The organism is Rufibacter tibetensis, assembly GCF_001310085.1.
GTDB lineage: Bacteria > Bacteroidota > Bacteroidia > Cytophagales > Hymenobacteraceae > Nibribacter > Nibribacter tibetensis.
The window spans coordinates 4,411,603-4,423,419 of record NZ_CP012643.1 but is presented as its reverse complement, the minus strand read 5'-3'; the positions used below and the strand labels follow the sequence as shown (position 1 = coordinate 4,423,419).

Annotated in this window: 11 protein-coding genes; 9 read left to right on the top strand and 2 right to left on the bottom strand. The window is 45.2% G+C overall.

Annotated elements, in window-relative coordinates; all coding sequences use genetic code 11:
• Positions 1-27: 27 nt before the first annotated feature.
• Both DC20_RS18100 and DC20_RS18095 read right to left on the bottom strand, forming a co-directional pair.
• Positions 28-1,392 (bottom strand): sensor histidine kinase, encoded by a 1,365-nt coding sequence (locus tag DC20_RS18100; RefSeq protein ID WP_062545115.1) that lies wholly within the window; start codon positions 1,390-1,392, stop codon positions 28-30.
• Between the two features lie 101 nt (positions 1,393-1,493).
• Positions 1,494-3,677 carry an ATP-binding protein gene (locus DC20_RS18095; RefSeq protein ID WP_157593238.1) on the bottom strand — a complete coding sequence of 728 codons (2,184 nt, stop codon included), beginning with the start codon at positions 3,675-3,677 and terminating at the stop codon, positions 1,494-1,496.
• Positions 3,678-4,155: 478 nt separating this feature from the next.
• Here DC20_RS18095 and DC20_RS18090 point away from each other — a divergent pair, with 478 nt between their 5' ends.
• The 9 genes from DC20_RS18090 (at position 4,156) to DC20_RS18050 (ending at position 11,710) form a co-directional block, all read left to right on the top strand.
• Positions 4,156-5,310 (top strand): XdhC family protein, encoded by a 1,155-nt coding sequence (locus DC20_RS18090; RefSeq protein WP_062545114.1) that lies wholly within the window; start codon positions 4,156-4,158, stop codon positions 5,308-5,310.
• Between the two features lie 8 nt (positions 5,311-5,318).
• Positions 5,319-5,915 (top strand): nucleotidyltransferase family protein, encoded by a 597-nt coding sequence (locus DC20_RS18085; protein WP_062545113.1) that lies wholly within the window; start codon positions 5,319-5,321, stop codon positions 5,913-5,915.
• A 373-nt stretch (positions 5,916-6,288) separates the two neighbouring features.
• A complete protein-coding gene (gene moaD / locus DC20_RS18080; RefSeq protein WP_062546041.1) occupies positions 6,289-6,528 on the top strand; it encodes a molybdopterin converting factor subunit 1 in 240 nt (79 codons plus the stop codon).
• 10 nt (positions 6,529-6,538) lie between these two features.
• On the top strand, positions 6,539-6,949 hold the full coding sequence (locus DC20_RS18075; protein WP_062546040.1) for a molybdenum cofactor biosynthesis protein MoaE: 411 nt from the start codon (positions 6,539-6,541) through the stop codon (positions 6,947-6,949).
• A gap of 9 nt (positions 6,950-6,958) precedes the next feature.
• Positions 6,959-7,951, top strand: coding sequence for a GTP 3',8-cyclase MoaA (gene moaA, locus DC20_RS18070; RefSeq protein ID WP_071885502.1), 993 nt, complete (start codon positions 6,959-6,961; stop codon positions 7,949-7,951).
• Between the two features lie 174 nt (positions 7,952-8,125).
• On the top strand, positions 8,126-8,605 hold the full coding sequence (gene moaC, locus DC20_RS18065) for a cyclic pyranopterin monophosphate synthase MoaC (RefSeq protein WP_062545111.1): 480 nt from the start codon (positions 8,126-8,128) through the stop codon (positions 8,603-8,605).
• Positions 8,606-8,667: 62 nt separating this feature from the next.
• Positions 8,668-9,753: a HesA/MoeB/ThiF family protein gene (locus DC20_RS18060; RefSeq protein WP_062545110.1), complete on the top strand. Its 1,086-nt coding sequence runs from the start codon at positions 8,668-8,670 to the stop codon at positions 9,751-9,753.
• Complete coding sequence (locus tag DC20_RS18055) at positions 9,750-10,517, top strand: sulfite exporter TauE/SafE family protein (RefSeq protein ID WP_062545109.1); 768 nt, start codon at positions 9,750-9,752, stop codon at positions 10,515-10,517. The genes DC20_RS18060 and DC20_RS18055 overlap by 4 nt, the downstream gene beginning before the upstream one ends.
• Positions 10,518-10,522: 5 nt before the next feature.
• Positions 10,523-11,710: a molybdopterin molybdotransferase MoeA gene (locus tag DC20_RS18050; protein ID WP_062545108.1), complete on the top strand. Its 1,188-nt coding sequence runs from the start codon at positions 10,523-10,525 to the stop codon at positions 11,708-11,710.
• The last annotated feature ends 107 nt before the right edge of the window (positions 11,711-11,817 follow it).

The window sequence follows — 11,817 nt, the reverse complement described above, 5'->3', positions numbered from 1 at the left end:
CTTTTATAGCTATTTATATAAAGTAGGCTAATTAGTTAAAGGAATACTTATCACGAACTCAGCAAACTGACCTTCTTCAGAGATAACCTTCATTTCTCCATGATGTCCTTTGGTAATGATATCATAGCTTAAAGAAAGACCAAGGCCTGTGCCTTCACCTGAAGGTTTGGTGGTAAAAAAAGGTTGGTATATTTTATCTACTACTTCTTTAGGGACTCCTACCCCATTGTCCTTGACAATAATCTCCAAACGATCTCCCTTTTTACTGGTGCAGACTTGCACAACAGGCTCGTAAGTGCCGTTCAAACTTTTCTTCTTTAGGGCCACCGAATAGAAGGCGTTGTTGAACATATTTAAGAACACCCGTCCTATGTCTTGTGGAACCACAGACACTTTACATAGAGAAGAGTCATAATCTGTTTGCAGCGTGGCATTGAAGGACTTGTCCTTTGCCCTTAAGCCATGGTAAGATAAGCGCAGGTATTCATCTGCCAGTGCATTGATATCAGTGGGTTCTTTCTGGCCGTTACTAGCCCTTGAATGTTGCAGCATGCCTTTCACGATGGAGTCAGCCCGTTTTCCATGATAGGTTATTTTCTCCAGGTTATGGGTAAGATCATTCAAAATTTCAGTAGCGTGCTCCTGTTCTGCTTTTGGTAGGCTCTGCATGAGACCAGATTTAAGTTCATCCAGCAGCTCAATGCTAACTTCTGAGAAGTTGTTAACAAAGTTTAACGGATTTTGTATTTCATGAGCTATGCCTGCGGTGAGCTCACCTAGAGAAGCTAATTTTTCCTGTTGAATTAGTTGTGCCTGCGTGGCTTGCAGTTCTTTGATCGCTTTCTGCAATTCATCTTTTTGCAACATCAACTCAGCGGTACGAGAGGCTACAATTATTTCTAATTCTGTTTTTTTGATAGAAATAAACTTCTTTTCCTTTTCTTCAGTAATCCTTTTCTCACGTTCTAACTCCAGTTCTTTTACCCCTTTTTTGTAGGTCGACCAAATGGTAATAGCATAGATGATCGCCCCTACCAAGGCCATACCGAAGTAATCATTCCATTCAAGGTAAAAGCTTTTGGCAAATAGCTGAACCAGCAGGGTTACTCCTATAACTGATATAAATGGGTAAAACCCCTTTACCACCTGATGGGTGGGAGTAAAATCAGGCTCTTTTCTAAGGTAAATCAGAATGGCTAGTAAATAAATGCAGCCCAGTACATCAGCAACTTTATCGTTAAATAAGAGGGTGGCAAATAAGAAAACCCCAACAGTAACCAGACTACCCTTATTTAGGAGAGCCACCCACTTAGTAGCCAAAGGCGTACCCAACACATATTTTCGCAGGTGTCTTAAAAGCAAAAAAGCAGCTAAGAAGGAAAATACATGCATTGGGTTTAAGAATTAGGAACGTATTAAGGTAAGCTACAGCAGAAAGCGCCAAACATAATTTTTTGCACCTCCTTATCTGCATTGGTTTTCATGTCCATCTATTATTCATGCGTAGGAACCAAAACAGGCTCAACTTGTCGCACTTTCATTAAGGGTAGTTCAATGGTGAACTCAGCAAATTCTCCTTCTTCAGAGGTCACGTTCAGTTCACCTCCAAGTCCTTTCTTTATGATGTCATAGCTGAGGGATAAACCTAACCCTGTCCCTTGACCACTTGGTTTAGTGGTAAAAAAAGGCTGGTAAATCTTATCTAAAACCCTTTGTGGAATACCCACGCCATTGTCTTTCACTCTAATTTGTATTCCATTTTGAGTTTTGAAGGTGTTTACCCAAACCGCAGGAGAATATGACTCCTTCAAAGTTTTCTTCTTTTCAGAAACCGAGTAAAAAGCATTGTTGAACAGGTTAAGTAGCACCTTACCTAAGTATTGCGGTATAGTGTCTATTTCTGGCAAATCAGGGTAAAACTGAGTAGTCAGGTCAATCTGGAAGGTTTTATCTTTAGTTTTGAAGCTTTGGTAAGAAAGCCTGAGATACTCCTCTATTAATGTGTTAATGTAAATTTTCTCTTTTTGCCTTGAAGTGGTCTGAGAATGGAGCAGCATGCCTTTCACAATGCTGTCGGCTCGTTTTCCGTGTTCGTTAATTTTCCGTAGATTAACCTTCATATCGCTTGCCAGGGCCAAGGCATCTTCCGTGTCACCTTTCTGAAGAACTGCCTCCATTTCCTCCAACAATTCTACATTTACCTCAGAGAAGTTATTGACAAAGTTTAAAGGGTTCTGGATTTCATGGGCTATGCCAGCGGAGAGTTCTCCCAGAGAAGCCATTTTCTCAGACTGGATAAGTTGCGCCTGCGTTGCTTTCAGTTCCTGTAAAGATTGATGCAGTTGAGCAGTTCTTTCCGCAACCTGTCGTTCCAGTTCATCATTCTGGTGGGCAAGTATCTGCTGCTTCTCTTTTTGCTGGGCCAGGTTCTGGGAGGATAACCTTTCTACCTGAATCAACTTCACTTTAAGCAATTGGCTGTCTAAGGCAAACTCGCGGGCCAGGTAAATAGATATGCCCAAAGCTGGCGAAAGAAAAATAACAAAGAGGAAAAGAGTAACCCATAATTGCTGGGTAAGCAGTATTTGTACAACGGCCAGAAGGATGATCAGGAAAACAAATACCAAACTAACCCCAAATCCAGCGGCAATAATAGCCGCCCCTCTTTTCTTTGCCTTTAGAGCTTTTGCAGTGAGCCACAATTGTACCACTGTTGGCAGAACAATGGCCGCCAGAAAGGGGTAGATATGCCATTTAGAAAGCAAAACAGTTAGAATTAGTCCAAACTGTACCACCCATAAGAAGCGAATCAAGTTGAGGTTGATGTATTTAAACAGAAAAGATAAGGCACAAACAATCCAGACTCCGCCGGAAAGGGTGAACACATAGGCCCCTGCATCAGCATATACAAACCACCTGATGTCTTGCACAAACGATAAAAGCTCCACCAGAAAGAACCCCACCATCATGGTGAGCGAATAGGCGGCAAAGTATAGGTTAGCTTTCTGGGCGGGGTTGTGCCTGTAAAATGATAGGTGCATCAAGCTTAACAGAAAGAAAATAGCAATCAGAGAGGCATAGATGGAGGAATTCTGCACCATAGTGCGGGTTTGCTCATAATATTGGGGCACTCCCATGATTTTCGCATGAAGGAATGGCCCCACAAAGGTGCCATTAGGAAAAATTGGATTAGGTGGTAATCCAAACCGTACTGCTAACACATGCTTTGAAGTGTCTTTAACATGAAGTGCAATGGGCGGCAAATTAGCTCCTAAAGGAACTACATCCTTGGGTTGATTTCCCAGTGTTCCGTTACGCACCAACAGTTTGCCATCAAGGTATACTTCAGAGGCACAGGTTTGCCTGAGCACCAATAACCAGGTTTGTTGGCTGAGCTTTTCACTAATAGAAAAGTGGAAACGTAACCACCCGTATGACGCTTTTTGAAGGGGGAATAGGTCTGAAGCAGGATTCAAGGGATTTAAGGTGTCCCAGGTTGAGTCATCAAAATTTGGTTTAGCAAAAGCAGGATTGTCTTCTGTAGAGTACCTCCATTTATTGTCCAGCACTACTCCCTTTTCAGGAATTGTATCGAGACGGCCATTTGTAGCGCTATCCTTTGCTACCAGAATAAAAGAATAAACCAGGCAGAGTGAAATTAGCAGATACTTTTTCATAAGTAAAACCTTTAGTTTAGGACGTACTACTCTTCCCTTGACCTTACCTATTAACAACTGCAGTCTAAATCAACTACCCACCTATCTCAGTTTTTAAGTCATCATTCTACAAGCTGGCAAGTATGCTTCTAAGCACATCATACTTAAGTATATTATTGCTTTCTGTAACCTAACCGCTACTATGGCTATAAGGGTCTTTTAGTTTTAAGACTATATCCCCGCTAAGCCTTATAAGTAATATACAAAATTATATTATAGAATTATCAATAAAAGTAAATTATTTGTATACCCAACTCTCCTTCTTTCATATAGTATAGAATCTAATAAGAGTATAGGTGTGGGCTGGTCAGAAGGATTTAGTTTTGTACCTAGGACCAAAAAGCTTTTAGATACTCGAACTATATCGCTTTTTGACTCTGTGACTAAAGCAATAACTTAATATGTCCTTACTAGTACAAGGGCTATAATATTCTGCTTAATGAAGGAAATACAGGAAATAGTAGCCGCTTACCAGCAGCACCAAAACAAAGGTCTAAAAACTGCTTTGGCTACTGTGGTGCATGTAGAAGGCTCTTCTTACCGAAGGCCCGGAGCCCGCATGTTGGTAGCAGAAGACGGAACTTTAACAGGAGCTATAAGCGGTGGCTGCTTAGAAGGTGACGCCTTACGCAAAGCCAGGATGGCCATGGTGCAGGGAGAGCCCAGCCTGGTGAAGTATGACACCATGGACGATGATGACTCTAAACTTGGCGTTGGGTTAGGCTGCAACGGCATTATCCATATCTTAATTGAACCTATTGACTCTACTGATCCTTACAACCCGCTGGTCCTCTTGCAGCATATAGTTTCTCAAAGGAGAAGTGCCGTGGTGGTGACCCTCTTTTCAATGCAAGAAAGGCGTGGCCCGCAGCCAGGCACCCTTTTGCTATTAACTGAAGACGGATTGCGCATGGGAGCTGTACAAACAACGGCTTTAGAAGAGCAGATCATTCAACATGCACAGGAAGCACTTCTGAATGAGGCTTTCTCCTTCAGAAGGTATATCTCTGCTCAAGAACTAACCGGGTTTATAGAATTCCTTCCCCCAACTCTTTCACTGGTTATATGTGGGGCGGGTAATGACGTGATGCCGCTGGTGAACATGGCTGCCCTGTTAGGTTGGCATACTGCAGTAGTAGATGGCAGAGCCAATTATGCCACCGCAGAGCGGTTTCCATTGGCCAATAAGGTATTGGTTTCTAAACCAGACCAAGTGTTGGAAAATGTGCAGGTAGACCAAAGAACAGCCTTTCTGTTAGTAACTCATAACTACAATTATGATTTAGCCATGCTTAGAAACGTACTCCCCTTACAACTGAAATACATAGGAGTACTAGGACCTAAAACGAAATTGAATCGAATTATTTTAGAACTTGAGGAAGAAGGTTCTTCCCTGTCAGAAATGCAGTTGCAAAGTATCTACGGCCCTACGGGATTAGACATAGGCGCGGAAACATCAGAAGAAATTGCCCTTTCCATTTTAGCCGAAATAAAGGCCGTTTTCTCTAATAGAACCGGTGGGTACCTACGTGAAAGGAAAGAAAGCATCCATGCTGATTCCGCATTTGACCAACCTGAAGCCTTCCTGAAGTAATCTTTTACATGACTGGAATTATCATCCTGGCGGCTGGAGCCTCTACACGTTTGGGGCAAGCCAAGCAACAACTTCTTTTCAGGGGACAGACCTTGTTGCAATTGTCAGTTCAGGCGGCTATGGGTTCTGGTGGCGCTCCCATTCTTCTGGTTTTGGGTGCAAATACAGAAACCATTGCTTTACAAGGCTTACCTCCTGAGGTACAAGTAGTACACAACCCGCAATGGGTCGAAGGCATGGCTTCTTCCATAAGGGTTGGGGTAGAAGAATTAGTGAAAGTTTCGCCTAAGGCAACAGGCGCTCTGTTTATGCTCTGTGACCAGCCTTTTGTCACATCATCGGTGCTCAACCAATTAATTCAGGAAAAGGAAAAAACAAAAAAAGGCATTGTAGCTTGCTCTTACCAAGACACCTTGGGTGCTCCCGTCCTCTTCGACAAAAGTTTTTTCCCGTATTTGCTTCTTCTTCAGGGGCAGGAGGGCGCAAAAAAATTGCTGGCCCATTTTCCCTCAGATACAGCTTCTGTTCCCTTCCCTAAAGGAGCCATAGACATTGATACGCCCGCTGATTATGTAGCCCTTCAGAACTTGGAGCAACCAAGTTAAGTATCTCAATGTTTTAAAAAATGTCCTTCTTTTTTTATTTCTCTTCTGGTAAACAGGTCTGAATCTTAGTATTTGCCTTCTTTCTTATTTGAATGAGAACAGTCTAATTAACCCTTCCGCTTACTGTCTTTTACTTATCTAGATATACCTTCAAAGAGAAACAGGATATTGATTGATAATCATAAAGTTCTCATTTTCAATCCTATTCACCTCTACCCAACATAAATAATATTAAAGCGTTTTAGCAGAAACGGACGTTAAACAAGTACAAAAGTCAACTTTACCTTGTCCCTAGAGGAATTGTAAAGTAAATTTATACATTGAGACCAGCCACAAGAAGTGGCCAGGGATCTAATTCAGAATGAAAGGAACCATGGAAATATTACTGTTTGGGATAACCCGAGAGATAGTGGGAAAATCAACCCTGACGGTACAACAAGAGGAAAAACTGGAAACAGTTGGTCAACTGAAAACCTGGCTGGGCGAACAGTATCCGGCTATGAAAAAACTGAGTTCTTTGGCTGTTGCCGTTGACAGCGAATACGCTGAAGACACCCAAACGCTAGCCCCTGGACAAGAAGTGGCCTTAATTCCCCCGGTAAGCGGAGGGTAAAATGGAACGCATGCTGATAAAGATAGTAGAAGACGTAGACCTGAATGAGGCCTACCACTATTTACAAGACCCGGGTGCTGGCGGAATTGACCTTTTTGTAGGAACTGTAAGGGACCATGCGCAGGGAAAACAGGTAGTAAAACTGGTGTTCGAAGCCTACGCTCCTATGGCCTTGAATGAAATGCAGAAACTTGCAGGAGCTGCGCAACAGCAGTGGCCCATAGCTAAGTTGGTGATGGTGCACGCTGTAGGTGAGAAAATGGTGGGAGAACCAGTCGTGATCATTGGAGTAGCCTCGGCGCATCGTGATGCCGCGTTTACCGCCTGCCGTTTCCTGATTGACGAGCTGAAAAAGACTGTTCCTATCTGGAAGAAAGAATATTACGAAGACAACAGCGTGTGGGTCAACGCCCACCCGTAACCCCCTGCTATGAGTGAATCACTTTTGATAGATAAATACGGACGGCAATTGTCGTACCTGCGGCTCTCGGTCACCGACCGGTGTAACTTCCGGTGCTACTACTGTATGCCCGAAGAAGGAATGAATTTTGCCGCGCGTCAGGAACTTCTCTCGTTTGAGGAATTGTACCAGCTTTCGGCGCTCTTTTGCAGCATGGGCGTAAACAAGATCAGAATCACGGGCGGCGAGCCTTTCGTGCGCGCCGGAATCATTCCTTTTTTACGAAAACTGAGCCAAATTCCCGGGCTGGAGGAAATCACCGTTACCAGCAACGGTACCCTCAACCAGAAACAGATCAAAGCCCTGCAGGAAATCGGTATCCGTAAAATCAACATCAGCCTGGATTCTCTGGACCGGGAAAGATTCTTCAAGATCACCCGCCGCGACAGTTTTGACAGCGTGTTTGCCTCTATCTTCAGTTTGATGGAATCTGGCTTTGACATCAAGTTGAATTGCGTGGTGGCTGAGAACAAGAACATCCAGGACATTGTGCCTTTTGTGGAGCTGACCAAAGATCGACCCATTGCCGTTAGGTTTCTGGAAGAAATGCCCTTTAATGGCAGCAGCACCTTTGGGACACCCCAGTGGAGCCACCGCGAGATTTACCAGCACATCACTAATCATTACCCAACACTGGAGAAGCTGCAGAGTGAGGCATCCTCTACCTCGGTGAACTACAAGGTTCCGGGGTACGCAGGCTCCTTCGGGATAATCCCTTCATTTAGCCGGACATTCTGCGGCACCTGCAACCGCATCCGGTTAGGTGCCACGGGTGAACTAAGAACCTGCCTGTACGGACCACCGGCCACCAACCTACGTGATGTCATCAGGAGCGGAAACACGACAGAACAAGTAGCACAGGAAATCTTGGAAGCAGTATCACGACGCGAGAAGGATGGTTTTGCGGCTGAGGCAAGCCACGGTACAGCCATCCATGAATCCATGTCGGTGTTGGGAGGATAGGTTGCTGTTTACAGAGACAAAATAAAAATGGTTTTGTTTGTGGTCCTTTTTTTGGGAAAACACCTAATAAACGAAAGTCTACTTCTTATCAATGCTCAGCTATAGATAACCAAAAGCCGTTTATAGCTTCTTTTCTAAAAACAGCTTATAAATGGTTATATTACAACTAGAAACATGAGTTCGCTTTCCCATATAAATGATCAGGGCTTGCCTAGCATGGTAGACATTTCCCAAAAACAAGTAACCATAAGAACGGCCATTGCCGAATCTACTGTGCAGTTTCCGGAGGAAGTATTTGAGCAGCTATCCGGACAGAACTTCCTTACCAAAAAGGGAGCGGTATTCCAGACGGCCATCATTGCCGGGGTAATGGCAGCTAAAAAAACGTCAGACATTATCCCGTTGTGCCACCCATTGGCGCTTTCAACCTGCAAAATAGACATTGAACCCGCTGATAATTTTGCGTTGAAAGTGATATGCCTGGTACGGTGCGAAGGAAAAACGGGTGTTGAGATGGAGGCTTTGACTGGCGCTTCAGCGGCGGCACTTTGCATTTACGACATGTGCAAAGCCTTGACCCATGACATCACCATTTCAAATGTCAGGCTGCTTCATAAAACCGGCGGTAAATCAGACATCAATCCCGGCAAGTAATACCTGCTTTTTCAGCTTTTTAGTGAAACAGGTGCTCCAAAAATACCTTTCAAACCAGAACCATGGACAACCGTTATAGCCGACAAGTACAACTACCTGGATTTGGCCCCGAGGCCCAGCAAAAACTGGTGGAGGCCAAGGTGCTGGTGGTAGGTGCCGGGGGCTTAGGCGTTCCTGTGCTGCAGTACTTAACCGGTATGGGCATTGGTTACCTAGGACTGGTAGACGGAGACCAGATCAGTTTAAGTAACCTGCACCGCCAGGTGTTGTACAGCACTGCTGAAGTAGGCCAATTGAAGGTAGAAGTAGCTGTACAAAAACTGGCACAATTGAACCCGGAAATCCAGTTCACTTCTTACAAAACACATCTCACCCCGCAGAATGCTTTAGAAATCATACAGGGGTATGATTTAGTCATAGATGCAACCGATAACTTTGAAGCCCGATATCTCATCAATGACGCTTGTGTGGTGCTGGGCAAACCGTTTGTTTACGGTGCGCTGCACCAGTTTGAGGGTCAGGTAAGCGTATTCAACTACCATGGAGGTCCCACCTACCGCTGCCTCTACCCTACGCCGCCTTCTGCTTCAGAAATCCCAGATTGCAATACAGCCGGGGTGCTGGGCGTAGTACCTGGACTCATAGGCATGCAACAAGCGTTAGAAGCGGTAAAAGTGCTGACGGGCGTAGGAAAATCCATCTCTGGGTCTTTGCTTATGCTGGATTACCTGAACCTGACCCAGTACAAAATAAAGCTGAAAGCCAACCCGCAGAACCAAAGCATACAAACTTTACAATCTTCATATGTGGTAGATTCGTGCAGTACTGTTCCAGAAGTTTCTGTTCATGAGGTATATGAATGGTTTAGCCAGGGAAAGAAATTTTTGCTGCTGGACGTTAGGGAACAGAACGAATATGCCCAGGCACATTTGCAGAAAGCGCTACTTACGCCCCTAGGCGTTCTGCCTTTCCAACTAGATCAGTTGCCCCTGCATCTTCCGGTGGTGACCATCTGCCAGAAAGGAGGCCGCAGTTTGAAAGCTGCTGAACTGCTGCTGAAAAAGGAACCCGGGCTTGAGGTATTCAGTATGGCAGGTGGCATGGAGGCATGGCTCCACCAATTACCAGATACCCTAGTAGTAAAATGATGACTTTTGACCTGAACCTCCTTTTGCTGGTGCTCAGCTTCTTTGTCATTGCCACCCTTTACTCCTCGGTAGGGTTCGGGGGTGGCTCCAGCTATTTGGCTTTGCTGGCCTTGTTCTTGCCTAACTTTTTGGAGATCAAATCAACCGCCCTGCTTTGTAATTTGGTGGTGGTTTCTGGCAGTACGTACCTCTTCTACAAAGATGGGCTGTTTGACTTGAAGAAGTTTCTACCTTTGGTGCTGTGCAGTGTTCCGGCCGCCTTTCTGGGAGCTACCTTTGCGCTTTCCCAAGCAGTATTCTTTATTTGTTTAGGTTGTGTATTAGTCTTTTCGGGCGTGCTCCTGATTGTACAGTACTTTACCCAGCCCGTAGCTAGCCAAATACAATACTCACAGCATACCAGGCTCTTCAATTTAATATTAGGGGCAGGAGCCGGCTTTGTTTCTGGGTTAGTAGGTATTGGCGGAGGGATTCTGTTGTCGCCGGTACTACATTTGCTTAGGTGGGCGAACCCTAAAACGATTGCGGCCTTAGCTTCCTTTTTCATTCTGGTAAACTCCATAGCGGGTTTGGCAGGACAGATAGCCAGCGGCAACTTCAAAGCCGAGCCTACCCTCCTGTTGCCTTTGTTACTGGCTGTCTTTATAGGCGGACAGCTGGGCACCCGGATAAGCCTGCGTAAAATCCAGCCGCAAGTAGTGAAAGGCTTGACGGGAGCATTCGTCCTGTTCATTGGCCTCAAGCTGGTTCTGAGTTACACCTGACACCTATGATTTCAGCAGAAGAAGCTTTACAACTGGTGCGGCAGTACAAAGTTACCTTAGAGGTTGAAGAGGTTGCCCTACTAAAGTCACTTCACCGAGTACTGGCCCAAGAGGTGAAAGCCGACCGGGATTTTCCACCCTTTGACCGGGTCACGATGGACGGCATTGCCATCAGAGCCGAAGATTTCCTCTCAGGCCTAAGGTCTTTCCCCATTGCTCAGCTTCAGGCGGCAGGTGCTCCCCAAACCAGCCTGGACCAGGCAGGAACCTGCATAGAAATAATGACTGGCGCCATGCTGCCTCGCAACGCCAACGCCGTAGTTCCCTATGAAGTTTGTATCATTCAAGACGGAATCGCTACCATTCAAGCCGAACAGGTGGTAAAGGGCCAGAACATCCACGTTCAGGGATCAGATGAGAAAGTTGGAGCTACTTTGATTGCAGCCGGTACAAAAATCACCCCAGCTATGATTGGCACGTTGGCTTCAGTAGGCTTGTCTAGGGTGCAGGTTTATTCTCTACCTAAAATAGCTATTTGCTCAACCGGTGATGAGTTGGTGGAAGTACACGAAACGCCCCTGCCCCACCAAATCAGGAGGTCCAATGCCTACATGTTGGCAGCGGCTTTACTAGAGGAGCATCTTCAGGCAAATCTATTTCATTTACCAGACCATCCGGAGCTAATGCACGAGAACCTGTCTTCCATCATACAGGAGCATGATGTGGTTCTGCTATCCGGGGCAGTTTCAAAAGGAAAGTTTGATTTTCTGCCGCACGTACTGGAGCAATTGGGTTTAGAGCTTGTTTTTCATAAAATAGCCCAAAAGCCTGGTAAGCCCATGCTGTTTGGCACTTTGCCTGCCGGGAAGATCGTCTTCGGGTTTCCTGGTAATCCGGTCTCCACGTTTGTATGCTACCACCTGTACTTCAGAGCTTGGCTGCAGGCTTCCCTGGGTTTGCCACCTCAACAGCAGTCTGCACAGTTGGCTCAACCCATCACCTATAAACCTGCTCTCACATATCATGTGCCAGTAGTTTTACGCAACGAAGAAGGCATCTTGAAAGCTATTCCCGTATCAACCACAGGTTCCGGAGATTTAACCAGCATTCTTAAGGCAAAAGCCTTACTTTCTCTTCCCACAAATAAAACTGAATTCAAAGAAGACGAGTGGTACCCTCTCACTTTACTCTAACACTTCGCCTTAGGCTAGAGAGTTACCAGCAGCAAAGGTTTCATGGTTGGTTTCAAAAAAGCAGGTACAAAACAGCATCTGCTTAAGTAGTGCTTTCATTTACCGCA

Excerpts from the sequence above, each read along its gene's own strand:
- DC20_RS18100 (WP_062545115.1), bottom strand. The coding sequence starts at position 1,392 with ATGCATGTATTTTCCTTCTTAGCTGCTTTTTTGCTTTTAAGACACCTG.
- DC20_RS18095 (WP_157593238.1), bottom strand. The coding sequence starts at position 3,677 with ATGAAAAAGTATCTGCTAATTTCACTCTGCCTGGTTTATTCTTTTATT.
- DC20_RS18090 (WP_062545114.1), top strand. The coding sequence starts at position 4,156 with ATGAAGGAAATACAGGAAATAGTAGCCGCTTACCAGCAGCACCAAAAC.
- DC20_RS18085 (WP_062545113.1), top strand. The coding sequence starts at position 5,319 with ATGACTGGAATTATCATCCTGGCGGCTGGAGCCTCTACACGTTTGGGG.
- moaD (WP_062546041.1), top strand. The coding sequence starts at position 6,289 with ATGGAAATATTACTGTTTGGGATAACCCGAGAGATAGTGGGAAAATCA.
- DC20_RS18075 (WP_062546040.1), top strand. The coding sequence starts at position 6,539 with ATGCTGATAAAGATAGTAGAAGACGTAGACCTGAATGAGGCCTACCAC.
- moaA (WP_071885502.1), top strand. The coding sequence starts at position 6,959 with ATGAGTGAATCACTTTTGATAGATAAATACGGACGGCAATTGTCGTAC.
- moaC (WP_062545111.1), top strand. The coding sequence starts at position 8,126 with ATGAGTTCGCTTTCCCATATAAATGATCAGGGCTTGCCTAGCATGGTA.
- DC20_RS18060 (WP_062545110.1), top strand. The coding sequence starts at position 8,668 with ATGGACAACCGTTATAGCCGACAAGTACAACTACCTGGATTTGGCCCC.
- DC20_RS18055 (WP_062545109.1), top strand. The coding sequence starts at position 9,750 with ATGATGACTTTTGACCTGAACCTCCTTTTGCTGGTGCTCAGCTTCTTT.
- DC20_RS18050 (WP_062545108.1), top strand. The coding sequence starts at position 10,523 with ATGATTTCAGCAGAAGAAGCTTTACAACTGGTGCGGCAGTACAAAGTT.